The organism is Acetobacter okinawensis JCM 25146, from assembly GCF_000613865.1.
Taxonomy (GTDB): Bacteria; Pseudomonadota; Alphaproteobacteria; order Acetobacterales; family Acetobacteraceae; genus Acetobacter; species Acetobacter okinawensis.
This window is the reverse complement of sequence record NZ_BAJU01000009.1, coordinates 1-24769: the sequence shown is the minus strand read 5'-3', so window position 1 is coordinate 24769 and position 24769 is coordinate 1. Positions and strand designations below refer to the sequence as shown.

The following is a 24769-nucleotide window of genomic DNA, read 5'->3' as shown; positions in this document are numbered from 1 at the left end:
CAAGCCTGCGGGGCCGCCGCTACAACAACAATGCGGGGGTTATCGGTCATCAATGGTGGCAATTACCGATCATGGTGCCTTCTGGCCTGCCGCACGCACGGCCTGAGCCAGACCACGGATCTGCTCAAGCACACGCGGCAGGGTCTGGGCCGTGGCCCGCCCCTGCTCATCCAGCGTTTGCGCGAGCGTTGCCAGCAGGGCGGAGGCCACAACAGCGCCATCGGCTATGCTGGAGGCCTGAGCAGCCTGCTCTGGCGTGCGCACACCAAAACCAATGGCAATGGCAGATCAGTCGCCGCACGGATGCGGGGAATGGCACCGGCAAGGTCATGCGCACTTGCCGAACGGGTACCCGTAATCCCTACGATGCTGACATAATAAACAAAGCCCGAGGCATGCGCGAGCACATAGCTCAGGCGGGCATCAGGTGTAGTCGGTGCGACCAGACGGATAATATCCAGCCCCGCAGCCTGCGCGGGAGCGGCAATGACAGCACCTTCCTCTGGCGGCAGGTCAACCAGAATAAGCCCGTCCACCCCGGCGGCGGCGGCATCCTTGCAGAATCGTTCGTAACCGTAAGATTCCACGGGGTTGACGTAGCCCATCAGAATAACCGGGGTCGCATCATCCTCCTTACGGAATTCCGCCACCATATCCAGCACGCCAACCAGCGTGGCCCCGGCCTTGAGCCCGCGCAGGGCTGCGGCCTGAATAACCGGACCATCGGCTGACGGGTCGGAAAAAGGCATGCCAACCTCGATCAGGTCCGCACCAGCTGCGGGCATGGCCCGGAGTAACTCAAGCGATGTGGCACGGTCGGGGTCATACGCCTCCAGATACGGAATGAGCGCGCCACGACCTTCGGCAGCAAGGGCTTTAAAACGGGCGGCAATACGGCTCACAGCGTAACTCCCAGATGCTCGGCAACAGTAAAGATGTCCTTGTCCCCACGACCGGACAGGTTGATCACCAGCAACGTGTCCTTGGACAGGGTGGGGGCAAGTTTGGCGGCATAGGCCACGGCATGCGCCGATTCGAGGGCAGGAATAATCCCCTCCAGCCTTGTGCAGAGCTGGAAGGCATCCAGCGCCTCCGTATCGGTCGCACCCACGTATTCGGCACGGCCAATATCATTCAGCCATGAATGTTCCGGCCCAACACCGGGGTAATCCAGCCCGGCGCTGATGGAGTGCGCCTCATCGATCTGCCCATCCGCGTTCTGCAAAAGATAGGTACGGTTGCCATGCAGCACACCGGGACGACCACGCTCGATGGACGCTGCGGTTTTGCCGCTATCCAGCCCATGGCCTGCGGCTTCCACCCCAATCAGGCGGACGCTCACGTCATCCAGGAACGGGTAAAAAATACCCATGGCGTTGGAGCCACCACCAATGGCCGCCACCACCACATCCGGCAGGCGGCCTTCGGCCGCGCGCATCTGGGCTTTTGTTTCCTCCCCGATCACGCTCTGGAAGTCACGCACCATGGCGGGGTACGGATGTGGGCCAGCTACGGTGCCGATCAGCATATAGGTGTCCGCCACATTGGCCACCCAGTCCCGCATGGCCTCGTTCATGGCGTCCTTGAGCGTACCGGCCCCGGCGGTTACGGGCACAACTTCGGCCCCCAGCAGGCGCATACGGAACACGTTGGGCTTTTGCCGCTCCACATCGGTAGCACCCATGTAGATCACGCATTTCATGCCAAACAGGCGCATACGGTAGCGGTGGCCACACCATGCTGGCCTGCCCCGGTCTCGGCCACAATGCGGGTGCGCCCCATGCGGCGCGCCAGCAGAATCTGCCCCATGACGTTGTTGAGCTTGTGCGAACCGGTATGGTTCAGCTCTTCACGTTTGAGGTAGATTTTGGCACCCCCCAACTCCTCTGTCATGCGGCGGGCAAACCACAGCGGCTGGGGCGACCGATATAATCGGTCTGGTAATACGCCAGCTCCTTGTGAAAAGCGGGGTCGGCCTTTGCGGCCTCGTATGCCGCGTTCAGTTCCAGAATGAGCGGCATAAGCGTTTCGGCCACAAAGCGGCCGCCATAACGGCCACCAAAATGCCCGTGTTCATCAGGCTGCTGCCTGAAGGAATTGCTCTGTGCCGCTGCGGCGCCGTGTTCGATCGGGTTCGCCATTCTCTGTCCTGCCGCTCCTTACAATAGCCCCATGGCGCGCCCTGTCGGGGGCCATATGTTCTTATCATTTTCAACTGGCAAAATGGCTTACCAGATGCGCGGCCGCATTGCACGGTCCCGTGCGGTCATCTTGCCACAAACCAGACAAAGGCGTCATACTTGAAGGGACACGTATGCTTGGAGGCAGGTCGCCAACCCGGCCGCCACCGGCACGCACACGCTCCGCCTGCAAGGCAAAAACTGGGAGAATCGTATGTTTCTGGCCCACAGGCCCGGTATGCCTGCTCGCGCCGTTGAAACGGAAGACGATGCCAAAAACGCTATCTGGCTGGATCTTCTCAACCCCACTCCGGACGAACTGGCGCTGGCGGCAAAGCTGTGCGGCCAGCCCATTCCCACACTTGATGACCTGAGTGCGATCGAGAGTTCTTCACGCATTAGCGTGCGCAATGGTGCTGCGTTCCTGTCCTCCCCGCTGCTGCGCAAGAGCGGGGAGGATTTTCAAACCATGCCGGTCGGTTTTATCCTGACCGAGCAGCGGCTTTTTACCATCCGGTTCCAGTTCTATCTGCGTTCGAGACTGTCGCCCAGCTTGTGGCGGACTGCGTGGCCTCCACCATGCCGCCCCCGCACACCACACCGGAACGGCAGGGCCTGCCACCCAACCCAGCGAAATCCCCCCCCAGCATGAAACCCTGCTCCACGCAGGAGAAATACTGGTGGCCCTGATCGAAGCCATTGTGGACCGGCTGGCTGATATTCTGGAAAGCATGGGCAATCTGCTGGACACACTCTCGCACGATATTTTCCGCGCCCGCACGCAGCAGACCCCCATCCGCAACGTGGCCGTGTGGCAGCGCAACCTGCTCCAGCGCGTGGGCGAAGCCGGCAACCTGTGCTCGCGCATGCGCGATACTCTGCTGGGCATGGAGCGTATTGCCCTGTTTTTAGGCGAAAGCCGGAAAACCTCTTCCACTCTCCCGGTTACGGGGTTTGCCCTGTGCACGCCGCGTTCATCCCCCCCAACACCGCTCACCACTCCTACTCCGGATGAGGAGGGCAAGGTCACCGCAGCCTATGCCCTGTCCGGCACATTGCGCGCACGCATAACCTCCGTCAGCCATGACCTGTCCTCGCTCGACGCCTATGTCTCCCAGTCGCAGGACAAGGTGGAGTTCCTGCTTGATGCAACGCTGGGGTTCATCAACATCGAGCAGAACGGGGTGATGAAAGTATTGACCGTGGTCAGCTTCATTGGGGTCGCACCAACGCTGATCGCAGGTATTTATGGTATGAACTTCAAGTACATGCCCGAGCTTAACTGGTCTTTTGGCTACTGGTACTCGCTCGGGCTCATGGCTACGACCATCATCCTGCCGTTGCTATGGTTCTGGAAAAAAGGCTGGCTGGGTGGCATCAAATAGCCTCTGGCTGCTACCCACGCAGACCCCATATCCTGTGTTGACGATCCATAGCAGCGCAGGTATTATCCCTCCCTAAGACGCTGGCTGACTTCACCTGCCCAGCGGTTTCCCCTCCCGTCAGGTTCCTTCTGGCCCGGACATGCCTCCTCAGGCATGCGTGTTACCGGTCTACCCGACCGGCTCTGCCGTGCATGGAACGACCCGGACCTTCCCCTTTTGAACTTTTTCTTGCCAGTCAGGGCATTTGTTAGATGCATCTTGCGGAACTCAAGGCCAAGTCTCCAGCCGACCTTCTGGCCTGCGCTGAAGACCTGAATATCGAAAACGCGTCCTCCCTGCGCAAGCAGGACATGATGTTCGCCATCCTCAAAACACTGGCGGACAACGATCAGGCCATTTATGGCGAAGGCACGCTTGAGATCATGCATGACGGGTTTGGATACCTGCGTGCGCCCGAATCCAACTACCTTCCCGGCCCGGATGATATTTACATCTCCCCCACACAGGTCCGCCGCTTTGGCCTGCGCACCGGGGATACGGTTGAAGGCCAGATTCGCGCCCCACGGGATGGAGAACGCTACTTCTCCATGCTCAAGATCAACACGATCAACTTTGAGTCCCCCGATGCGGTGCGCCACCGGATCAACTTTGACAACCTGACCCCGCTCTACCCCGAGCGCCGCCTCCAGATGGAAGTGGAAAGTCAGGCCACCGCCCCCGAACCCAAGGGCGACAAAAACAAAAAAGGGTCACAAAAGGACTTCACCCCCCGGGTGATCGACCTTGTCTCCCCCATCGGTATGGGCCAGCGCGCCCTGATCGTAGCCCCCCCGCGTTCGGGCAAGACGGTCATGCTCCAGAGCATTGCCTCCTCCATTTCGGCCAACCACCCCGAAGTGTTCCTGATCGTGCTGCTGATTGACGAACGCCCCGAGGAAGTGACCGACATGGCCCGCTCCGTACGGGGCGAGGTCATTGCCTCCACCTTTGACGAACCCGCACACCGCCACGTGCAGGTGACCGAAATGGTGCTCGAAAAAGCCAAGCGTCTGGTTGAACACAAGCGCGATGTGGTGATCCTGCTCGACTCCATTACCCGTCTGGCCCGCGCCTACAACACGGTCGTGCCCTCATCGGGCAAGGTGCTGACAGGTGGTGTGGATGCCAACGCCCTGCAGCGGCCCAAGCGCTTTTTTGGTGCCGCCCGTAACATTGAGGAAGGTGGCTCCCTGACCATTATCGCCACCGCCCTGATTGATACCGGCAGCCGCATGGACGAAGTGATCTTTGAAGAATTCAAAGGCACGGGCAACTCGGAACTGGTGCTGGACCGCAAGCTGGCCGACAAACGCACCTTCCCTGCCATTGACATCACCAAGAGCGGCACCCGTAAGGAAGAGCTGCTGGTTGACCGCGCCACCCTATCCAAAATGTGGGTGCTGCGCCGGATTCTGGCACCCATGGGCACCATGGATGCCATGGACTTCCTGCTCGACAAGCTCAAGTACAGCAAAACGAACAATGACTTCTTCGAAGCCATGAACAACTAGTCGACTGCAGGGCCAGCCCCTTGAATGCCCTGACTTGTCAGGCGGGCGTGGGGCTGGCCTCTTTTTGCGGATCGTCAGCACCACGCTACCATCCGGCTGTGGAGTGTCCGCGACAATGCTATGGCCCAGAGCTTTGGCTGAGCGGCTGACATTGCGGTGTGGCTCCTCCCCCATAAGGCGCACTGCCAGCAGGCCACCGGGGGCCAGCACATCCAGCGCCAGACGTGTGCGTACAAACGTCATGGGGCATTTTTCCGCAGTAATATCCAGAGCCGCAGCGCAATTACCGTTCTGCTGCTCTGGCATCAGGCATCATTCATGCCAACCTTCCTCCTTCCGAGGGAAAAAACCACAGGCGACCATCATACAGACAGGCCTACACAGCATAAAAAAACTGTATGGTGGTGTAAAATTGGACAAACACCTCTGACTTCGGCTACCTGAAAGACGAACGCAGAGATGATAACATTAGACAGGGTTTGTGACCTTGAAGGTACAAGCGGCAGAATCGCGGATTGAGCAGCTGTGTATCGAACACGGCCTGAAAATGACCGGACAACGGCGGGTTATCGCACGTGTTCTTTCCGAGGCAGACGACCACCCGGATGTGGAAGAACTGTACCGCCGTGCGCTGGTGCTGGATTCCCGCATTTCGGTCGCTACCGTGTACCGCACGGTACGGCTGCTGGAGGAAAAAGGCATTCTGGAACGCCGCGATTTTGGCGGCGGACGTGCTCGGTATGAAGCAACGGAACATGGTCGGCACCATTATCACCTGATTGATGTTGATAACGGTAAAGTGATCGAGTTTGAAGACCCCGAACACGAGGCCTTCATGATGAAGGTGGCGGAGCGGCTTGGATTCGAGTTTGTCTCCATGCGGCTGGAGCTGTTTGGCAAAAAACGTCAGGCAGCAGCGGCTCCATCAGGCAAGACAACTCCCCGTCCCCGCCGCAAGAAAGACCAGACATGAGTTCCACACAAACCACAGGCGGGCTTTCGGCGCTTGATCTGGACCGCTCACGCTTCCCGGAACTGCATGGTGGCAGCCTGAGCGTCCGCATTGCCGAAACAGATGACGAACGTGACGCGGCTCAAGCCCTGCGTTACCGCGTTTTTTATGAGGAAATGGGGGCACACCCCAGTGCGGAAACCCTGCGCCTGAAGCGCGATATTGATGAGTTTGACAGCGTTGCAGACCACCTTCTGGTCATAGACAACGCCATTGCATCAGACGCACGCGGGGTCATTGGCACCTATCGTCTTGTGCAGGGTGATGCCGCGCAGAAGATCGGGCGCTTCTACTCCTCCAATGAATACGACATTACCCCGCTCAAGGAATTCCCCGGCAGACTGCTAGAAGTCGGGCGCTCCTGCGTGGACAAAAACTACCGTGGCCGCGCGGCCATGCAGCTTTTGTGGCGGGGCATTGCATCCTACATTTTTCTCCACCGCATTGACCTGCTGTTTGGTTGCGCCAGCCTGCCCTGCACGGACCCCGACCAGATCGCAGATGAGCTAACCTACCTCTACCATAACCATCTCGCCCCCCCGGCCTGCGTGTCCGCGCACTGGAAAACCGGCGGGTGGAAATGCTGCGCACAGACCCGCATACACTTAACGTGCGCCGCTGCCTTGTTGGCCTACCGCCCCTTATCAAAGGGTATCTGCGCCTTGGGGGATATGTGGGGGATGGCGCGGTCATTGACCCGCAGTTCAACACTACAGACGTTGCCATTCTGGTTAAAAGTGAACTTCTGGCGGACAAATACTATCGCCACTATGAACGCCGCCTGCGCGACGCACTAGACTAAGCCGCGCATAGCACGCGCCCGTGGGGGTAGCCCCTTGACTCAAACGGACTTCATCCACGGGCAGGCGACCTGCCTGCACCATGAGCGCTCCCATGCCCCGTAAAATCGTGTTTTCCCGCTTTTGCCCAAAACGGGAGACTCTTTGCTTTATTGCCATCCTGCTGGGTCTTGGTGGGCTTGCAACATTGGCCCTGCCACCTTTGCATGGCCTGCCCATTCTGCTCCTGAGCTTTGGCCTGCTGGGCTATATCCTCAACACTACCCAAAACTGGAAGCGCGCCGCCTGGGCAGGAGCACTATTCGGGTTTGGCTTTTATGCCGCCGGTCTTTACTGGCTGGTCTATGCCGTGCTGATCCGTGCGGATGAGTTCTGGTGGTTTGTCCCGTTTCCCTCCCTTGGTTGCGCGCTTATTCTGGCACCCACTGTTGCCGCCCCTGCGGCACTCTCCACCCTGCTGCCCGCTGGCATACGCCGCCTGAGCGCCTTTGCGGCTCTGTGGACATTGTTTGACATGGGACGCACTTTTATTTTCAGCGGGTTTACATGGAATGCGCTTGGGAGTTGCCTGGCTATTCCCGGCCCTATAGGGCAGCTACTGATCCAGCCTGCCGCATGGGTGGGAGAGGACGGGCTGACTCTGGGCCTTGTCACTCTTTCTCTGCTGTGCGGCACCACCATACTGGAACAGACACCCCTCGCCCGCTGGATAAGCCACACGCTAAACCCCGGGCATGTGCCGCCTCCTCCTTGCCTGTCCCACCTGCGTAGGCGGGTTCTTATGTGCTCGGGGGCTGGCCTTCTGACGTGGGGCATAGCAGCAGGTCTGCGGCTGTACACCGTACACCCCGCAGGCGAACCCGGCCCCATTACCGTTATTGTACAGGGGAATGTCCCCGAGACCGAAAAAATTGGCCGGCAATCCCCGCGCGATATTTTTATGCGCTACCTCGGCCTGACTGCTCAGGGGGTTCAGGCAGCACAAGCATTACAGACCACACAACGCAAACCGGGAGAGCACTTTCGGCCCATTGTTTTTCTTTGGCCTGAAACCTCTTTCCCCGGTTATGAGCTGATTCAGAACAGCCCGCGTGCACGGCAGGCTATTATGGAGTGGGCCATCGGGGCCGATGCTGGCATTATTGGCGCACTGCGCATGGATGATAGCGGACACTACCGCAACTCCGTAGTTGCTCTGGCTCCCGATGGCGCTATTGAAGCCGTGTATGACAAGGCCCGGCTTGTGCCGTTTGGTGAGTATCAGCCCCCGTTCATTCCCCTGCAGATTGTACCACAAGGTGGCATGGCCGCAGGTCCGGGACCACAAACATGGCATCTGGCCGACGTGCCGGCCGTTGGTCCTCTTATCTGCTACGAGGTTATTTTTTCAGGCGATGTTGTGAATGCCCATGACCGCCCGCGCTGGTTGGCCAATGTGACCAACGACGCATGGTTTGGTAACAGTGCCGGGCCACGGCAGCATCTTTCCTCCGTGCGCCTACGCGCGGTGGAGGAGGGGCTGCCCATTGCCCGCGCTGCCAATACGGGTATTTCCGTCGCTTATGATGGTCTGGGCCACATGCTTGACCATCTGGGATGGGGCAAACAAGGTGTTCTGAGCGTGGCACTGCCTGCCCCACTTCCGCCAACCTTGTTTGGAAGATTGGGCCAGTCCATTCCGCTGGCACTTTGCCTTATGCTGCTGGGGCTGACATGCATACCCTACCCCAGACGCCCCTAAGCAACGCCGCTTTAACAAGGCAGGAATTTATATGAAGCATTACAATTTTTCCTTTATGAAACGTTAAGATTACATGGTATCCGTCCTCCTGTTCCAGCCTTTACAGCCGCGGGAAAAAAAACAGTCGTGAGCAATACCGAGCCTCTAACGGATCCAGCCGCCACGATTTCCACACATGCGGAAACGATAGATGCCCACGTTGGCAAGCGCATTCGGCTGCGCAGGACACTGCTTGGGCTCTCGCAGGAAAAACTGGGGGAGGCACTGGGCGTCACCTTCCAGCAAATTCAAAAATATGAACGCGGTACCAACCGGGTCGGGGCCTCCCGATTGTATGACATTGCCACAGCGCTGGACGTGCCGATCAGCTTCTTTTTTGACGACATGCTCTCCTCCGCCAAGCCAAACGCCCTCAATCACGGCTTTGCCGAAACACGCAAGCCTTTTGGCACATCTACTCCCTGTGCCACCACGCCACCGGCTCTGCCGAGTAATCCGTCCCTAAAGGCCATGACAGATGAGCAGGATATGCTGGCCAGAAAGGAAACACTGGATCTGGTGCGGGCCTACTACCAGATACCCGACCGTGACCTACGGCAGAAAATGCTGGCACTGATCCAGTCCATGGCCCGCCCCAGCGCAACACGATAAAATCCGGGCCTGTTCTCAGCTTACCAGCATGAACAGGGCAAAGGCCCGCCCATAAAAAAGGGGTAATGCCTGCGCATTACCCCTTACTCACATAGCAGTAGCGTAAGCAGACGCTACGTATCAGAAGCTCTGGTCGTCGCCACCGCCCCAGTCACCACCGTCTCCGCCACCCCAGTCACCGCCTGCGTCAAAGCCCTGATCGGCCTGCACGCCACCTCCGGCAAACGGGTCGGCTCCGGTGTCACCATAATTATTGACAATAGTTTCATTGGTGGTTGTCCCGCCCATAGCGCCTTCACCCATACCGCCAGCATCGTGGTGACCGCTAAACAGGCTGGTCAGAGCATTGGCCGCAAGCATGCCGCCCGCCACACCCGTGGCTGTGGTCAGCGCGCTGCCCAGAAAACCCGACCCGCCCGAAAACGCGGAAGGCTGCATGCCGTAGGGCATGGGCTGCGGCTGGTACTGCGGCGGCATGGCAGGCCGACCACCCCAGCCCGGAGGCGGTGCAGACTGCGGCTGGGCCGACTGCCCGCCACCAAACAGACCACCAAAAAACCGCCCGACTTCTGCTGCCCTGCATTACTCTGCTGCTGTGCTGCCTGAAGAGCCTGCTGTGCCTGCTGGAGCTGGAACTGAAGTTGCTGAATCCGATTCTGTGCCTGCACCAGTGCGGCTTCCTGCACCACGGCCATCTGGGTCACGCGGTAGCGGGCTTCGGGGTACTTCTGGAATTCCTGCGCAATAAACTGGTCTGCCTGCTGGTCAATTGCGGGCAGGTTGGGCTGGCTCCCCGGCACGCTGCCAAAGCCACCTTGGGCAGCACCGCCAACACGGGCCATGAATTTTTCAATAAGGTCGCGTTCTTCGTTTGTCATTCCATACCTTCCCGCCCTGACGGGCCAATTGCAGCACCAGAGCTTTGTGCCAGAACACTCTGGCCAAGATGTGGCGCGCCCACAAGCCTGTTACAAGAGAGTACGCCAAGAAGGAAACCCTGCCATAAAGCCTGCCTTCTCTTCCGGTCTGGCGCGCGGGGCTGTATGGTGTGGCCAACCGTGCCATGCGCACATCCAACCTGACCGTCATATTGCGGAGTTTCATCCATACCATGGACCCGGCGTCTCCCCGCCCCACAGAGCGGCCCCTCTCCTTCCAGGATCTGATCCTGACCCTGCACCAGTTCTGGTCAAAACAGGGGTGCGCCATTCTCCAGCCCTATGATCAGGAAATAGGTGCCGGCACACTCTCCCCCCACACCACCCTGCGTGCCTTGGGGAGCAAGCCGTGGAAGGCCGCCTACGTGCAGCCCTGCCGCCGCCCGTCCGATGGCCGGTACGGGGAAAACCCGAACCGCCTGCAGCACTACTACCAGTATCAGGTTCTGCTCAAACCCACACCGGAGGAGAGCCAGAAGCTCCTGCTGGACAGCTACCGCGCCATAGGCATTGACCCTGACAAGCACGACATCCGTTTTGTGGAAGATGACTGGGAAAACCCGACCATTGGCGCATGGGGTCTGGGCTGGGAGGTCTGGTGCGATGGCATGGAGGTCACGCAGTTTACCTACTTCCAGCAGGTAGGCGGCATTCCCGTAACCCTGCCCTCCACGGAGTTGACATACGGGCTGGAGCGTCTGGCCATGTACGTGCAGGGGGTCGAAAATGTGTATGACCTCGACTACAACGGCGCGGGCCTGACCTACGGCGATGTATTCCTGCGCGCCGAGCAGGATTATTCGCGCCATAATTTTGAACTGGCCAACACGGAACTGCTCTTCCAGCACTTTAGCGATGCTGAAAAGGAAAGTGTGGCTCTGGCAGAAGCAGGCGTGGCCCAGCCCGCCTATGACCAGTGCCTTAAAGCCAGCCATCTGTTCAACCTGCTTGATGCGCGCGGCGTCATCAGCGTAAGCGAACGCGCCGCCTATATTGGCCGGGTGCGCACACTGGCCAAACTGTGTTGCGAAACCTGGCTGGCAGGCGAGGACCAATAAAACCATGCCCGAATTGCTGATCGAACTTTTTTCCGAGGAAATTCCAGCCCGCATGCAACAGCAGGCTGGCGAAAGCCTGCTCCGCCTGCTGAGCGATGCACTGGCCCCCCTCAACCCGACGGATGCCAGAAGCTACACCGGCCCACGCCGCATTGCAGCCTCCCTCAGTCTGGACGCCATGGTGCCGGGCCGCACCATTTCCGAACGTGGCCCGCGTGAGGGTGCGCCCGACAAAGCGCTGGAAGGCTTTACCCGCAAGCATGGTGTGAGCAAGGATGCGCTGACCCTGCAAAACGGCTTCTGGGTGCTGGAACGTGAGGAAGCCCCCCTTGGGGCCTCAGCGCATATTGCCACCATCATGCCCGATCTGCTGCGCCGCTTCCCCTGGCCCAAGTCCATGCGCTGGGGTGCTGGCAGCAGCATGACATGGGTGCGCCCCCTGCGCCGGATTGTCTGCCTGCTTGATGGCCAGATTGTCCCGTTCTCCATAGCCACGGCAGAGGACAACGGGCATGGGTTGAGTGCGTCCAACCAGACCGAGGGACACCGCTTCCTCAACCCCGGCACCATGGACGTCAGCAGTGCCGCGCAATGGCAGCAGGGTCTGCACGAACGCCATGTGATGGTCCATGCCGCCGAGCGGCGCGAGGCCATTACAACGGGCCTGAACACCCTTGCACAGGCCGAAGGGCTGAGCATTGTCGCCGATGCCGGGCTGGTGGATGAGGTCGCAGGGCTGGTCGAATGGCCCGTACCCTTCCTCGGACGGATCGACCCCATCTTCATGGACCTGCCACCCGAGGTCATGCAGGTGTCCATGCGTGTGAACCAGCGCTATTTTGCCCTGCGCAACAGTGATGGTTCGGCAGCGCCGCGCTTTGCCTTTGTTGCCAACATCATTCCTACCGATGATGGGTCTCTGGTTGTCAGCGGCAACGAGCGTGTGCTGCGTGCCCGCTTTGCCGATGCACGGCACTTCTGGAACCTTGACCGCAAACAGAGCCTTGCCTCACGCGTAGCCGGGCTGGACAGCATTACCTTCCATGCCAAACTTGGCTCACAGGGCGCACGCACGCGCCGCATGGTGCGCCTTGCCGGTATTCTGGCCGATATGGTTAGCACCCCCAAAGACCTGTGCGAGCGCGCCGCCGAGTTGAGCAAAACCGACCTGACAACCGGCATGGTTGGCGAATTCCCTGAACTGCAGGGGGTCATGGGCGGCTACTACGCCCGCCATGACGGTGAACATGCCGATGTGGCGCAGGCCATTAGCGAGCACTACACCCCACGCGGACCGGGGGATGAGGTGCCGGTAGCCCCCGTTTCCGTCGTGGTCGGGCTGGCCGACAGGTTTGATATGCTGACAGCCTTTTTTGCTGCTGGCGAAAAACCATCCGGCTCGGGCGACCCCTTTGGCCTGCGCCGCGCTGCCCTTGGCATCATCCGCCTGATCCGCGAGAACGGGCTGCGGCTGGACCTGGTGCAACTGTTCGTGCTGGCGGCACAAGCCCTGCCAGAACCCTTGCGTGATGCCCCCGATCTGGCCCTGCTGCCCCAGTTCATTGCCGAGCGCCTGCGTGTACAGGTCCGTGCCGAAGGGGCACGGCATGACTGCCTCGCCGCTATCTCGGTGGATAATGACGACACGGACATTGTGCGTCTGCTCGCCCGTGCTCAGGCATTGCAGACCATGCTGGAAACGGAGGATGGCAAAAACCTGCTGGCCGCCACCCGGCGGGCTGCCAACATCCTGCGGATTGAAGACAAAAAGGACGGCCCGCACGAAGGGACGCCGGATCCTGCCCTGTTCGCGCAGGAAGAGGAGCGCGCACTCTACGCAACACTCCAAACGGTCGAACCTGCGGTAGAACAGGCTTTTGCTGCCGAGCACTTTGCGAACGCCATGCGCGCTGCCGCCAGCCTACGCCAGCCCCTTGACCGCTTTTTTGAAGACGTGACTGTCAACGCACCAGAAGCTGCACTTCGCCAGAACCGGCTGAAACTGCTGTCACGCCTTGTGCGCATGATGCGCATGATCGCAGATTTCAGCCAGATTGAAAGCCCCTACCAACCTATCTGGTAAAGTGGGGGGCAAAATATCCGGGCTTAAACAGGAGGGGTCGCACATCTGGAATGTGCGACCCCTTTGTGCATTATGGCCCCGAACGTGAGCGCCCGCCAAAAAACAGGCTGATAATGAGCAGCACAACAAAAACAAACAGCAGCACCTTGGCAATTTCCGAAAAACCGGAAGCCGCGCCGCTAAACCCGAACAGGGACGCCAGCAGGGCAAAAATAAGAAAAACAATAATCCACCGTATCAACGCCATGCCAGCCTCCCACACGCCACGCATTTGCATGCGTGTTTAATGATCTCATAGGTGTTTAACGCAAAATGGCGACCACGGTTCTGTGGTCGCCATTTTGGCATGATACTTTGTGTGCCGGTAATTTAGTGTTCGTCCGCTCCGGGAATAATATCATACCCCGGTGTCCCCGGTGCGGGGCCGGGAGGCGGCACATTCCCCACCGTAATGTTGACCAGCTTGTCTACCGCAGGGCCAATTTCTCGCGCATCAATGGCAATGCCAAGCTCACCACTGCTCCCACCACCCACGGCATAGAGCGTCTGCCCCGGCTTGAGCAGGCTGGCCACACGCGCAGCCTCACGCGGGGACAGATAAATCACCGAATGGTCCTTGAGCACCGCACCGCTCAGATTGCCCCCTACATCATACAGGGGCATCCAGACCTCACCATGGAGAACAAGGTCTGGCCCTGCGATCATTTCCGGTGAGTGCAGGGGCATCTCAATAAAGCTGTCCTGCACGGTGCGCCCGCGCGGGCTGGTCACGCTGAATGCCCGCATGATCGGCAGAACCTGCCCTTTGAGCCCGCGAATATCAACCTTGTCCCCCACCTTGACCAAGCCCGCAAATGTGTGGGCCTGCGCGGCAGAGACAAAAACCTGTGTGCCATCATCCAGCACAAAACCCACAATGCCCCCGTGTGGTGCGGGCAGGAACTGCACCACATTCCCCGTAAACACGGGCAGGACAGACAGGTCATAAACCCCGGTCGCCTGTTTTTCCGTTGTGGTCTGTCTGGAGGCAAAAGGCGCGCCATGAGCCTGCTCCCCCTTATGGCAGGGGCTGCAACCGCAACGGAAGATGCCAGAATCAAAGCAGACAAACTAAGCAAAGAGCGCATGAAACAACCACTAAGGACAGGCGCACCCTGCCCCAAAACGGGCAAGGCGCGGCAATGCGTGAGACTCGTCTGCATAATCTGCCACGAAAAGCCATTCCCGCAAGAGCGGGAAAAGCGCGTCAGTGGCGGAAATGACGCATACCAGTAAACACCATGGCAATACCCGCGGCATCGGCTGCGGCAATCACCTCATCATCACGGATGGAACCACCGGGCTGGATGACGGCCGTTGCACCGGCAGCCACAATGGTTTCCAGCCCATCAGCAAAGGGGAAGAACGCATCAGACGCTGCCACCGAGCCCTGCGTCAGAGGTGCAGACTGGCCAGCAGCCTTCGCCGCCTCCCCGCTTTTGCTTGCGGCAATCCGTGCAGAATCCACGCGGCTCATCTGGCCTGCCCCAATACCAACCGTTGTGCGGTCCTTGGCATATACAATGGCGTTGGATTTGACGTGCTTGGCCACCCGGAATGCAAAGATCAGGTCCTGCATTTCCTGCTCGGTCGGTTTGCGCTTGGTCACAACCTTGAGCGCTTCGGGGGCAATACGCCCGTTATCACGCGTCTGGGCCAAAAAGCCCCCGGCAACTGAACGCACGACCGTACCAGCCGCCGTCGGGTCAGGCAGGCCACCCGTAAGGAGCAGACGCAGGTTTTTTTTGCGCGCCAGCAGGGCTTTGGCATCTTCTGCCGCATCCGGGGCGACAATGACTTCGGTAAAGATGGTGGAAATTTTTTCCGCCGTAGCAGCATCAAGCGGGCGGTTAAGCGCAACAATGCCACCAAAGGCAGAAACCGGGTCACACCGCAGGGCCTGATCCCAGGCCGTGGTCAACGCGCTGGAAACGGCAACCCCGCAAGGGTTGGCATGTTTGACAATGACCACTGCGGGTTCGTCAAACTCGGCCACAGCCTCAAACGCTGCATCCGTGTCGTTGATGTTGTTATAAGACAGTGCTTTGCCCTGCACCTGCACCGCCGTTGCAACGCCGGGACGCGTGCTGCCATCGCGGTAGAAAGCAGCCTGCTGGTGGGGGTTTTCGCCATACCGCAGGATTTCAGCCCGCTGGCCAGCAAGGGCAAAACGCTCGGGGAACGCATCCTGCGCCTGTGCTGCAAACCATGCGGCAATGGCAGCGTCATACGCAGCCGTACGGGCATAGGCTGCTCCGGCGTAAAAGCGGCGCGTGTCCAGCGTGGTGCCGCCATTGCCCAATGCGTCAATCAGCCCTTCATACTGGGCGGGGTCGGTCAGCACCACCACGTGCGCGTGGTTCTTGGCCGCAGCACGGATCAGGGCCGGGCCGCCAATATCAATATTTTCAATGCAGGTTTCTGCATCCGCACCAGAGGCAACCGTTTTTTCAAACGGATACAGGTTCACTGCCACCAGATCGATCGGGCCAATGCCGTGCTCGTGCATCTGCGCCACGTGGGCTGGCAGGTCACGACGACCAAGAATGCCCCCATGAATTTTGGGCACCAGAGTTTTAACGCGCCCATCCAGAATTTCAGGAAAGCCCGTGTAATCCGATACTTCCGTCACAGGCACCCCTGCATCACGCAGGGCTTTGGCGGAACCGCCCGTGGACAGGATTTCCGCCCCCTGCGCCACAAGGGCACGGGCCAGGTCCAGCAGACCTGCTTTATCGGAGACGGAAATAAGGGCACGACGGATAGGAAGCGTCGTCTGGCTCATGGGTGGACCTTTCGCACGGCAAAAACGTAATGCGGCTGATTAGCCAACATGCCGCACGCAGGCAACCAACCGGGACAAAGAAGTGGACACCGCCTAACGGCGGGTAAACGTCCAGTAAAGCGGCTGGCGGCCAGCGGCTATGGCCTTGGCCTCATACCGGGTAGGGAACCATCCATCCGGCCGGGTCGTGGCGGGTGGTGGTGCTTCAAAATATGGCTGGGCGGACATGACTTCCTCCACCCATGCCTGATAGGTCGGGTCATCGCTGGCCACACGCCAGATGGCGCCGGGTTTGAGCACACGCGCACAGAGTTCCACATTCTGCGGGTGCACAAAACGGCGCTTTGCATGGCGGGCCTTGGGCCATGGGTCCGGGAACATCAGGAACAGGCGGTCCAGACTGGCATCCGGCAATGCCCGCAACACCAGCCGCGCATCATCATCCCACAAGCGGAGCATATCCGGCAGTGGAGCGGTTGCTTCCTGCTCCACTGGCACAAGCTTGTTGAGCAGCGAGCACAGGCCGTTATGAAAAACTTCGGAGGCTATATAGCCGACCTCGGGGTGGGCTTTGGTCTGGGCCAGCACATGCTCGCCCCCACCAAAACCGACCTCGAACCAGATCTGCTGTGGCGCATGGCCAAAAACAGAGGCTGGGTCTGCTGCCTTATCCAGCGGAAACCGCAGGCGTGGCAGCGTTTCGTCCAGCAGGCGTTCCTGACGGGGGCGGAGCGGATGCCCACGCTGGCGGCCATACACCTTTCCGGCGGGGGCTTTACATCCACTGCTTCGGGCTGGCCAGTAATAGCCTGACCTTTTGCCTCCGTCATGAGCACGCTACCTTTATATCAACGCTTCAGTGCGCTGCGCAGGGAATCCACCAGATCGGTGCGTTCCCACGTAAAGGTATCCAGCTTGTCGTCCGGCGTACGACCGAAGTGACCATATGCGGACGTGGTCGCATAGATCGGACGGTTCAGACGCAGGTGCTTGCGAATGCCGCGCGGCGTCAGGTCCATGACCTCACGCAGGACTTCGCCCAGACGGGCTTCGTCCACATCCTTGCCGCTCTCATCCAGGTCCACGTAAACGGACAGCGGATGGGACACGCCAATAGCGTAGGACAGCTGGATGGTGCAGCGGTCAGCCAGACCGGCCGCCACAACGTTCTTGGCAAGGTAGCGGCAGGCATATGCTGCGGAGCGGTCAACCTTGGTCGGGTCCTTGCCGGAGAATGCGCCACCACCATGCGGAGCAGCACCACCGTAGGTGTCCACAATGATTTTACGCCCTGTCAGGCCGCAGTCGCCATCGGGACCACCAATCACGAATACGCCGGTCGGGTTGGCGTAAAATTCGTTTTCCGGCGGCATCCAGCTTCGGGCAGCACACCACGGGTCACGTCCAGCAGACGCTCGCGCAGGGCGTTCTGGTCCGCACCTTCATCATGCTGTGTGGAAATTACGACCGAGGTCGCGCCCACCGGGCGACCGTTGACGTAGCGCAGGGTTACCTGGCTTTTGGCGTCGGGCTGGAGGCCAGCAACGCGCGCATCGCCAGCGCGGCGCAGGTCGCGGATGGTGTGCAGGATGCGGTGCGCATAATACAGCGGCGCAGGCATGAGGGTGTCTGTCTCGTTAGAGGCATAACCGAACATGATGCCCTGATCGCCTGCACCTTCGTCCTTGTCCGATGTGCTGTCCACACCTACGGCAATGTCAGCGGACTGAGCATGCAGGTAGTTGGAGGCCTCGGCATGACGCCAGGAGAAACCCTCCTGATCGTAGCCGATGTCCTTGACCGCTTCACGCGCCAGGTGGATCAGCTGTTCGGATGTAACGGATTCAGGCCCGCGCACCTCACCAGCCATAACGATACGGTTGGTCGTTACCAGCGTTTCACACGCCACGCGGGCTTCAGGATCCGCCGCCAGATACGCGTCCAGAACGGTATCGCTGATCCGGTCAGCAACTTTATCGGGATGACCTTCAGAAACAGATTCCGAAGTAAACAGAAAATCGCCGTCTTTACGCATGATGGTGCCGTTCGCCCCACGCCAGTGAAAAAAGGAAACAGGTAACCATCCCCAAAAAAGGGGACGGGACCGTATGGCGTTATAGACTGTAATGGTCAAGAGCCATACGGCCCCGCCACAAAAAACAAGCCCCTGTTTTCAGCCCTGCGCCAAACGCGGGGCATGCGCTGAACAGACAGGCACATGCTTACAGCGGCGGCAGACCCAGCACATCTTCCATGTTGTAAAGGCCGGCTTCCCGCCCTTTTGTCCACAATGCCGCCCGCACCGCACCTGTTGCGTAGATGCGGCGGTTGAACGAACGGTGCGACAGGGTAATCTGCTCATCCGCAGATGTGAAAAGAACGTCATGTTCGCCCACAATCTGCCCACCACGCAGGGCGGCAAAGCCAATGGCGCCCGTCTGGCGGGGGCCGGTCAGGCCATCACGCCCACTTTCACGCACGTCTTCCAGCGCCACGCCGCGGCCAAGAGCTACCGCCTGACCAATAGCCAGCGCCGTGCCGGATGGGGCATCCACCTTCTGCCTGTGGTGCATCTCCACAATTTCTGCATCATAGGTTTCTGCGGGGAGAGCCTGCCCCATCATCCTGGCAAGACGCTGCACCAGCGTAACACCGGGCGAAAAATTGGCCGCGTGCACCACAGTCATATGACCGGATGCCTCCTGCAACGCCCCCAGCTGCTCCGCCGACAGGCCTGTGGTGCCCAGCACCCACGCAACGCCGGTACCGACCAGAGCTCTGGCGCTGGAAACGACTGTATCTGCATGGGTGAAGTCAATCACCACGTCGCATTTTTCCGCCAGAGCAGACATGCTGGTAAATAATGGAACCTCGGCTGCCAGCCTGTGGCCTGTTCTGGCGCGCGCGTGGTGCCCCCTGCAACAGTTGCACCTGCCGCCCGCACCTCTTCAATCAGCAGTTGTCCTACGCGGCCTGTAATCCCTGCAATGCCAATACGCATCTGTCTTATTCCGATCCCTCAAAGAAATCACGCACACGACGGAAGAACCCCGTGTGTTCGGGGCTGTGCTTGACATCCTCCCCCGCTTCTTTCTCAAATTCTTCCAGCAGTTCGCGCTGGCGCTTGGTCAGCACCTGCGGCGTTTCCACTGTGACCTGAATATACATATCCCCCCGCGCACTCGAACGCAGGACCGAGAACCCCTTGCCCCGCAGGCGGAAATGCGCGCCGGTCTGTGTTCCGGCCGGAATTTTAACACTGGTGCGCCCGCCATCAATCACAGGCACTTCTATTTCCGTGCCCAGAGCAGCCTGCGCCATGCGCAGGGGTACGCGGCAATACACATTGGCCCCATCACGCTGGAAAATGGAGTGCTCAGAAACAGAGACATGCACATACAGGTCGCCCGCTGGCACGCCATTGCCACCGGCCTCGCCCTCGCCAGTCAGGCGGATGCGTGTGCCATCCTCCACCTGCGGGGATCTGCACCTTAATGGTCCGTTCCTGCTCCACGGTCCCTTCCCCACGGCAGGCCTTGCAGGGGTCCTTGACCACCCGGCCAGCGCCATGGCAGGTCGGGCAAGCCCGTTCCACCACAAAAAAGCCCTGCTGCGCGCGCACCTTGCCTGCACCATGGCAGCTTGGGCAGGTTTCCACCCCTGCGGCACCGCTGTTGGAGCCTGTGCCGTGGCAGGTATCACACGCTACACGGGTGATGACCCGCACATCTTTTTCAACGCCTGCAAACGCTTCTTCGAGCGTAATTTCGACATGGGTCTGAATGTCGTTCCCACTCCGGGCCTGTCCTCCACGGCGGCCCATCATGTCTCCAAACATCTGTTCGAAAATATCGCCCAGACCGCCGCCACCAAACCCGTTAAAGTCAAACCCGCCCGGCCCCGGGCCACCCCCTTCAAACGCAGCATGGCCAAAGCGGTCGTAGGCGGCGCGCTTCTGCTCGTCCTTGAGCACATCGTAAGCCTGATTGATTTCCTTGAACTTGGCCTCCGCCGCATCATCCCCCGGATTACGGTCGGGATGGAACTTCATGGCCAGCTTGCGATAGGCTTTTTTAATTTCCTCGCCAGAGGCCGTGCGGGTTACCTCAAGAATTTCGTAGTAATCAAGCTTAGTAGCCATGAAAGTCCTCTTGGGGCTGCCTCTTGCATGAGCACAGCATCTGTCCAGAATGTAAAACGTAAAAAGGCGTCCGCCTTATAAAAAGCACGGACGCCGCATAGAAAATGCATTGAGGCCATGCATGTCACATGGCCCCATAGGCTGCATACGTCCGATCAGGACTTCTTGTTTTCGTTCACGTCTTCAAAGTCGGCGTCAACGATGTCTTTTTCATCAGCCTTGGCACCAGCAGCGGCACCGGCTTCTGCACCTTCAGCTTCCTGACCAGCCTTGTAGGCGGCTTCACCCACCTTCATGGCGGCCTGCGTCAGACGTTCGGTTGCGCTCTTGAGCGCGTCCACATCTGTACCTTCCAGAGCGGACTTAACGGCGGCAATGGCGCTTTCGGCTTCGGACTTGTCAGCCGCAGGCACCTTGTCACCCACGTCAGCCAGAGACTTTTCGACCTGATGCACAAGGGATTCAGCGCTATTGCGGGCTTCCACCTGCTCACGCTTGGCCTTATCGGCTGCTGCGTTGGCTTCAGCGTCCTTGACCATCTTTTCGATGTCATTGTCCGACAGACCACCAGATGCCTGGATCTTGATCTGCTGTTCCTTGCCAGTCGCCTTATCCTTGGCGGAAACGGACACAATGCCGTTTGCGTCAATATCAAAGGTCACTTCAATCTGGGGTACGCCACGCGGTGCTGCGGGAATGCCGGTCAGGTCGAAGTTGCCAAGCAGCTTGTTGTCCGCCGCCATTTCGCGCTCGCCCTGATAGACCTTAATGGTCACAGCGCCCTGATTGTCTTCCGCCGTGGAGAACACCTGGCTCTTCTTGGTCGGAATGGTGGTGTTACGGTCAATCAGGCGGGTGAACACGCCACCGAGGGTTTCAATCCCCAAAGACAGGGGGGTTACGTCAAGCAGCAGAACGTCCTTGACATCACCCTTGAGCACAGCCCCCTGAATGGCGGCACCAATAGCAACCACTTCATCCGGGTTCACGTTGCGGGCAGGGTCTTTGCCAAAGAATTCCTTAACCGTTTCAATCACCTTGGGCATGCGGGTCATACCGCCGACCAGAATGACTTCATCAATCCCCGAAGCGGACAGACCGGCATCCTTCAGCGCGGCTTTGCAGGGTTCAAGCGTGCGGCTGATCAGGTCATCCACAAGGCTTTCCAGCTTGGCGCGGCTCAGCTTGACCACAAGGTGCTTGGGACCGGAGGCATCCGCCGTGATGAACGGCAGGTTGATTTCGGTTTCCTTGGAGGAGGACAGCTCGATCTTGGCTTTTTCTGCGGCTTCCTTCAGGCGCTGCAGAGCCAGCTTGTCGGAGCGCAGGTCAATGCCCTGCTCGCGCTTGAACTCGTCAGCCAGAAACGCGATGATCCGGTTATCAAAGTCTTCCCCACCGAGGAAGGTGTCCCCGTTGGTAGATTTTACTTCGATCACGCCGTCAGAAATTTCCAGCACGGATACGTCGAACGTACCACCACCAAGGTCATACACGGCCACGGTGCCGCCGCTCTTTTTTTCCAGCCCGTAAGCCAGAGCCGCTGCGGTGGGTTCGTTGATGATACGCAGCACTTCCAGACCGGCAATGCGGCCTGCATCCTTGGTTGCCTGACGCTGGGCATCGTTAAAGTACGCGGGAACCGTAATAACGGCCTGCGTGACTTTTTCACCAAGGTAGGATTCCGCAGTTTCCTTCATCTTGCCCAGAATGAAGGCGGAAATCTGGGAGGGGGCGTAGTTTGTGCCGCGTGCCTCGACCCATGCATCGCCATTGTCGCCTTTGACAATGCTGTAGGGCACCATGCCCTTGTCCTTCTGGACGGTTGCATCATCAAAACGGCGGCCGATCAGGCGCTTTACGGCATAAAGAGTGTTGGTAGGGTTGGTAACAGCCTGACGCTTTGCGGCCTGCCCGACCAGCATTTCACCCCCTTCGGTGAAAGCGACCATGGACGGCGTTGTGCGTGCGCCTTCGCTGTTTTCGATGACTTTTGTTTCGTTACCTTCGCGCACGGCCACGCAGGAGTTGGTGGTGCCGAGGTCGATACCAATGACTTTGCTCAATTTCGTGCTCCTTGTAGCGACTTCATCCGACCCGAAGCATCAGATAAAGCCCTTTTTTATCGTAACCGGGTGTGCCCGGACAAAACCGGGGCGCAACCACAATGACAAGCCAGATGTATGGTGTGGTTTTCCCTTTTTCAAGAAGGAAAAACCACACGGCGGAAAGGTTTTTATCCTTCCCGCCCCGCAGCGTTACTGTGCGCCGGCACCCTTGGCTACAACCACCATGGCGGGCTTGAGCAGGCGGCCATGCAACGTCCATGTGGGCGTCCATGCCTGCATGACCGTACCGGGCGCATGCTCCGCACTCGGCTGCTCAGCCATGGCCTGATGCAGGTTGGCGTCAAACGCTTTGCCCGCAGGGTTGTCGCTCTTGATGCCATGCCGTTCCAGAATGGACAGGAAGGAGCGCTCGGTGCTCTCAATCCCCTCGCGCATTTTGGTAACAACCGTATCCTCACCCTCTGTCGGGGCGGGCAGGCTGTCGAGTGCGCGACGCAGATTTTCTGCCGCCTCCACCACATCGCGCGCAAACTTCTGCACCGCATACTGGCGGGCATCGTCCACATCGCGCTTGGCGCGGGCCATCAGGTTCTGGTTTTCCGCTTCCGCGCGCAGCCATTTTTCCTTGAACTCCGTTACGGTGCGTTCAAGGTCCTGTACACGCGCATCGGCAGTGCTCTCGGCTGCACCCTCATGCTGGGGGGCAGCCTGTTCGGCCGGAGCCGGTTCTACCGGGGTCTCGACCTGTGTGGGTTCTGTATCTTGGGTCATGCAGAAAGAAGTAGGCAACACCGCACCCGCCGACAAGACCCGTTGGCCCCCTGCAGGGCAGGATTTTGCCCATGACAGCCCTTGGGCTGAAAAAAGCGTGTCTCTTGCCTTTCCCCCCTTGGCATGGATCGGCTGCGGCGCCTAAGTTAGGCAGCTTGCGCGGATGGCAAGGGAAGGAACACACAAACGATGACAGAGCGCACCAAGCAGACAATTGCGCTGGTTGATGATGATCGCAATATTCTGACATCGGTTCAGATGACCCTGGAAGCAGAGGGTTTTAACGTCCGTACCTATACGGATGGCGAGTCGGCATTGCAGGGCCTGACGGCCTACCCGGTCGATCTGGCCATACTGGACATTAAGATGCCCCGCATGGACGGCATGGAACTTTTGCAGCGCCTGCGCACCCGCTCCAACCTGCCTGTCATCTTCCTGTCCTCCAAGAACGAGGAGGTCGACCAGCTCATGGGCCTGCGGCTCGGGGCGGATGACTATATTACCAAGCCGTTCTCCCAGCGCCTGCTGCTGGAGCGCATCCGCGCCCTGCTGCGCCGTAACGAGGTCAGCCGGGCGGAAGCCAGTGGCGCGCCCGCCGGTGGCGGAGCGCTCACACGGGGCAACCTCTCCCTTGATGAACTGCGCCACAAATGCACATGGAAAGGGGAGGATGTCCCCCTGACCGTAACCGAATTCCTGCTGGTTAAAACGCTTGCGCAGCGGCCCGGTCTGGTCAAATCCCGCGACCAGCTGATTGACGCCGCCTACGGGGACACAGTGTACGTGGATGACCGGACCATTGACAGCCACATCAAGCGGGTCCGCAAAAAATTCCGTCAGGTGGATGATGACTTCAACCAGATTGAAACCCTGTACGGCATTGGCTACCGCTACAAGGAAGACTGACCCAAGGGCATGACCGACCGCCCCCCCCTGCTGGCGCATCTGTTCGCGCGGGCCCGCAACCTGCGCATACCCGGACAACGCCCGCACAATGGCGGGGTGGAGGCCACAGCCGCCTATCAGGCGTCGCGCACACGGCTGATCTCTCCCCTTATGCGCCGCGTGCTGCTGGTCAATATTCTGCCACTAGCCCTGCTAGGGCTGACGGTCCTGTTCCTCAACCAGTTCCGCAACAGCCTGCTGGCAACAGAGGTTACGGCTCTGCGTGAACAGGCCCGCATTTACGCCGGAGCACTGGGGCAGAGTGCGGTACGTGCCGCCCACCCCCATGCCACGCAGCTACAGGACCGTGGCTACGAGCTGGAAGCCAGTCTGGCCCGCCCCCTGCTCCAGCGCCTGACCGAACCCAGCCCCAACGCCCATGCCCGCCTGTTTGGCCCGGACGGACGACTGGTGGCCGATAATCTGATTGACGTGGCCGACACGCAGGACACCCCCCCGGAGCCACATCACTTCCACTCCCACACCATTCCCTTCCCCCCCGCGTTCCAGCCCGGCATTTACGAGCGGTTCCTCACATGGCTCTGGTCGGGCCATAACCCCAGTATTGTAACCCTCAACACCGATGAGGAAGATATCCCCGCCCGCCCGGCCCACACGCAG

General features: G+C 59.6%; 13 protein-coding genes and 10 pseudogenes. 10 read left to right on the top strand and 13 right to left on the bottom strand.

The genetic code is table 11. The features are described from left to right. Positions 1 to 69: 69 nt before the first annotated feature. Both trpA and trpB read right to left on the bottom strand, forming a co-directional pair. Positions 70 to 902 (bottom strand): annotated as a pseudogene (gene trpA, locus JCM25146_RS17640) (tryptophan synthase subunit alpha). Next, a pseudogene (gene trpB, locus JCM25146_RS17635) lies at positions 899 to 2141 on the bottom strand (tryptophan synthase subunit beta). The pseudogenes trpA and trpB overlap by 4 nt, the downstream one beginning before the upstream one ends. Before the next feature lie 277 nt (positions 2142 to 2418). On the opposite strand from trpB, the pseudogene JCM25146_RS24840 reads away from it, so the two are divergent. Both JCM25146_RS24840 and rho read left to right on the top strand, forming a co-directional pair. Further along, positions 2419 to 3565, top strand: a pseudogene (locus JCM25146_RS24840) (magnesium transporter CorA family protein). A 251-nt stretch (positions 3566 to 3816) separates the two neighbouring features. Beyond that, a complete protein-coding gene (gene rho / locus JCM25146_RS06000) occupies positions 3817 to 5115 on the top strand; it encodes a transcription termination factor Rho (RefSeq protein WP_025826598.1) in 1299 nt (432 codons plus the stop codon). Between the two features lie 48 nt (positions 5116 to 5163). Here the strand turns inward: rho and JCM25146_RS21265 are convergent. Then, positions 5164 to 5421 (bottom strand): annotated as a pseudogene (locus tag JCM25146_RS21265) (sulfurtransferase TusA family protein); the annotation flags it as partial. 175 nt (positions 5422 to 5596) lie between these two features. Here JCM25146_RS21265 and JCM25146_RS05995 point away from each other — a divergent pair. The 4 genes and pseudogenes from JCM25146_RS05995 (at position 5597) to JCM25146_RS05980 (ending at position 9319) form a co-directional block, all read left to right on the top strand. Then, positions 5597 to 6088 (top strand): Fur family transcriptional regulator, encoded by a 492-nt coding sequence (locus tag JCM25146_RS05995; protein ID WP_025826596.1) that lies wholly within the window; start codon positions 5597 to 5599, stop codon positions 6086 to 6088. Further along, positions 6085 to 6929 (top strand): annotated as a pseudogene (locus JCM25146_RS17615) (GNAT family N-acetyltransferase). The gene JCM25146_RS05995 and the pseudogene JCM25146_RS17615 overlap by 4 nt, the downstream one beginning before the upstream one ends. A 92-nt stretch (positions 6930 to 7021) precedes the next feature. Next, positions 7022 to 8668 (top strand): apolipoprotein N-acyltransferase, encoded by a 1647-nt coding sequence (gene lnt / locus JCM25146_RS05985; protein WP_242400959.1) that lies wholly within the window; start codon positions 7022 to 7024, stop codon positions 8666 to 8668. A gap of 126 nt (positions 8669 to 8794) precedes the next feature. Further along, positions 8795 to 9319 (top strand): helix-turn-helix domain-containing protein, encoded by a 525-nt coding sequence (locus JCM25146_RS05980; RefSeq protein WP_025826592.1) that lies wholly within the window; start codon positions 8795 to 8797, stop codon positions 9317 to 9319. A gap of 120 nt (positions 9320 to 9439) precedes the next feature. Here the strand turns inward: JCM25146_RS05980 and JCM25146_RS17610 are convergent. After that, positions 9440 to 10197: pseudogene (locus JCM25146_RS17610) on the bottom strand (DUF2076 domain-containing protein). Positions 10198 to 10430: 233 nt separating this feature from the next. Here JCM25146_RS17610 and JCM25146_RS05970 point away from each other — a divergent pair. Continuing rightward, positions 10431 to 11315 carry a glycine--tRNA ligase subunit alpha gene (locus JCM25146_RS05970; protein WP_025826591.1) on the top strand — a complete coding sequence of 295 codons (885 nt, stop codon included), beginning with the start codon at positions 10431 to 10433 and terminating at the stop codon, positions 11313 to 11315. Between the two features lie 4 nt (positions 11316 to 11319). After that, entirely contained in the window at positions 11320 to 13398 is a 2079-nt protein-coding gene (gene glyS / locus JCM25146_RS05965) for a glycine--tRNA ligase subunit beta (RefSeq protein ID WP_025826590.1), read from the top strand. A gap of 70 nt (positions 13399 to 13468) precedes the next feature. On the opposite strand, the gene JCM25146_RS05960 is transcribed toward glyS, so the two are convergent. From JCM25146_RS05960 to JCM25146_RS05915, 9 genes and pseudogenes are all read right to left on the bottom strand, one after another. Beyond that, positions 13469 to 13675: a DUF1328 domain-containing protein gene (locus JCM25146_RS05960; protein ID WP_408734908.1), complete on the bottom strand. Its 207-nt coding sequence runs from the start codon at positions 13673 to 13675 to the stop codon at positions 13469 to 13471. Positions 13676 to 13767: 92 nt separating this feature from the next. Beyond that, a complete protein-coding gene (locus tag JCM25146_RS17605) occupies positions 13768 to 14346 on the bottom strand; it encodes a hypothetical protein (RefSeq protein WP_242400958.1) in 579 nt (192 codons plus the stop codon). A 298-nt stretch (positions 14347 to 14644) separates the two neighbouring features. Further along, entirely contained in the window at positions 14645 to 16222 is a 1578-nt protein-coding gene (gene purH / locus JCM25146_RS05950; protein WP_025826587.1) for a bifunctional phosphoribosylaminoimidazolecarboxamide formyltransferase/IMP cyclohydrolase, read from the bottom strand. Between the two features lie 93 nt (positions 16223 to 16315). Then, positions 16316 to 17052 (bottom strand): annotated as a pseudogene (gene trmB / locus JCM25146_RS05945) (tRNA (guanine(46)-N(7))-methyltransferase TrmB). An 18-nt stretch (positions 17053 to 17070) separates the two neighbouring features. Beyond that, positions 17071 to 18257, bottom strand: a pseudogene (metK, locus tag JCM25146_RS17600) (methionine adenosyltransferase). Between the two features lie 187 nt (positions 18258 to 18444). Beyond that, positions 18445 to 19223, bottom strand: a pseudogene (gene dapB / locus JCM25146_RS17595) (4-hydroxy-tetrahydrodipicolinate reductase). A 5-nt stretch (positions 19224 to 19228) separates the two neighbouring features. Then, a pseudogene (gene dnaJ / locus JCM25146_RS17590) lies at positions 19229 to 20363 on the bottom strand (molecular chaperone DnaJ). Positions 20364 to 20518: 155 nt separating this feature from the next. Beyond that, complete coding sequence (dnaK, locus tag JCM25146_RS05925) at positions 20519 to 22429, bottom strand: molecular chaperone DnaK (RefSeq protein WP_025826584.1); 1911 nt, start codon at positions 22427 to 22429, stop codon at positions 20519 to 20521. A 192-nt stretch (positions 22430 to 22621) separates the two neighbouring features. Then, positions 22622 to 23203, bottom strand: coding sequence for a nucleotide exchange factor GrpE (locus JCM25146_RS05915; protein WP_025826582.1), 582 nt, complete (start codon positions 23201 to 23203; stop codon positions 22622 to 22624). Between the two features lie 189 nt (positions 23204 to 23392). On the opposite strand from JCM25146_RS05915, the gene JCM25146_RS05905 reads away from it, so the two are divergent. Both JCM25146_RS05905 and JCM25146_RS05900 read left to right on the top strand, forming a co-directional pair. Continuing rightward, positions 23393 to 24109, top strand: a complete 717-nt coding sequence (locus JCM25146_RS05905) for a response regulator transcription factor (protein WP_025826580.1) — start codon at positions 23393 to 23395, stop codon at positions 24107 to 24109. Positions 24110 to 24118: 9 nt separating this feature from the next. After that, on the top strand, positions 24119 to 24769 hold a 651-nt coding region (locus JCM25146_RS05900; RefSeq protein WP_025826578.1), incomplete at its 3' end, for a stimulus-sensing domain-containing protein.

Coding starts and splice junctions, on each gene's coding strand:
- JCM25146_RS05905 (WP_025826580.1), top strand. CDS start 23,393: ATGACAGAGCGCACCAAGCAGACAATTGCGCTGGTTGATGATGATCGC.
- JCM25146_RS05915 (WP_025826582.1), bottom strand. CDS start 23,203: ATGACCCAAGATACAGAACCCACACAGGTCGAGACCCCGGTAGAACCG.
- JCM25146_RS05960 (WP_408734908.1), bottom strand. CDS start 13,675: ATGCAAATGCGTGGCGTGTGGGAGGCTGGCATGGCGTTGATACGGTGG.
- lnt (WP_242400959.1), top strand. CDS start 7,022: ATGCCCCGTAAAATCGTGTTTTCCCGCTTTTGCCCAAAACGGGAGACT.
- rho (WP_025826598.1), top strand. CDS start 3,817: ATGCATCTTGCGGAACTCAAGGCCAAGTCTCCAGCCGACCTTCTGGCC.
- glyS (WP_025826590.1), top strand. CDS start 11,320: ATGCCCGAATTGCTGATCGAACTTTTTTCCGAGGAAATTCCAGCCCGC.
- purH (WP_025826587.1), bottom strand. CDS start 16,222: ATGAGCCAGACGACGCTTCCTATCCGTCGTGCCCTTATTTCCGTCTCC.
- JCM25146_RS05970 (WP_025826591.1), top strand. CDS start 10,431: ATGGACCCGGCGTCTCCCCGCCCCACAGAGCGGCCCCTCTCCTTCCAG.